The sequence below is a fragment of the Mesorhizobium sp. M4A.F.Ca.ET.050.02.1.1 genome (genome assembly GCF_003997725.1).
GTDB lineage: Bacteria > Pseudomonadota > Alphaproteobacteria > Rhizobiales > Rhizobiaceae > Mesorhizobium.
Map to the genome: position 1 here is coordinate 1 of NZ_RZSG01001363.1, position 718 is coordinate 718.

General features: G+C 60.3%; 1 protein-coding gene and 1 pseudogene. Both read right to left on the minus strand.

What is annotated here, in order from left to right; translation table 11 throughout:
* Nucleotides 1-250 (minus strand): annotated as a pseudogene (locus tag EOA33_RS37510) (type VI secretion protein); the annotation flags it as partial.
* Nucleotides 247-540 carry a VirB3 family type IV secretion system protein gene (locus EOA33_RS37515; protein WP_066991233.1) on the minus strand — a complete coding sequence of 98 codons (294 nt, stop codon included), beginning with the start codon at nt 538-540 and terminating at the stop codon, nt 247-249. The pseudogene EOA33_RS37510 and the gene EOA33_RS37515, both read right to left, overlap by 4 nt.
* Nucleotides 541-718 lie beyond the last annotated feature (178 nt).

Here is a 718-nt window from a genome sequence, read left to right on the forward strand (position 1 = left end):
TCGCATAGGCGGCAAAGCGGGACGTGGAGAGGTTGCGGAATGTCGTGTTGCGATTGAACATGCGGTTGTTGAGCTCTGCCTGATCCATGGTCTGGAAGGGCAGGCCGCCAAGCTGAATGACCCCGACGAGAAAGCCGCTTTTGGTGACGACCAGGTTGCCGTCGACATGGCGCAAATAGGGGACATGGGCCTCGACAGGCTTTTCCCGTTTGCGTGCTTTCGCGAATTTCAGGTCGGCGTTCACGCTCACGGCGAATAGCTCCTCGCGCCCCAAAAGCCTGAGTTGGCGACCGCGCCCCGCTTCGACAGCCGGCGCTCGACTATGTGAAAAATGTACGGGTCGCGCTGGCACAGATAAGCGCTGATCAAATGCGTCGCGCTGAATAGGCCGAGGCCAAGCGTGAAGCTGCTGGTCGCAATGAATCCGATGACCGCAGCCATGCCGTTAAGCGCGAACACCTCGTAGCGCACACCCCATTTCATCGGCGGGCGCGTCAGAGGCAGGCTGACCGGCTCGACATAGACCTCTTCATCCTCCATCGGTCACGCGCCTCCAGCGGTGGACCGGATGGAATCGACCAGGGCTGCGGCGCCAAACACCAGAGCGATGCCGATGATGATCGAAAGCGCCATCATCCACACCAGTCTGCCGGTCATGGCGAGGAAGCCGAGAAAGCAAACCGCTATGATCCCGAAAGATCGGGCAATGCTGCCCTGC

Coding starts and splice junctions, on each gene's coding strand:
- EOA33_RS37515 (WP_066991233.1), bottom strand. CDS start 540: ATGGAGGATGAAGAGGTCTATGTCGAGCCGGTCAGCCTGCCTCTGACG.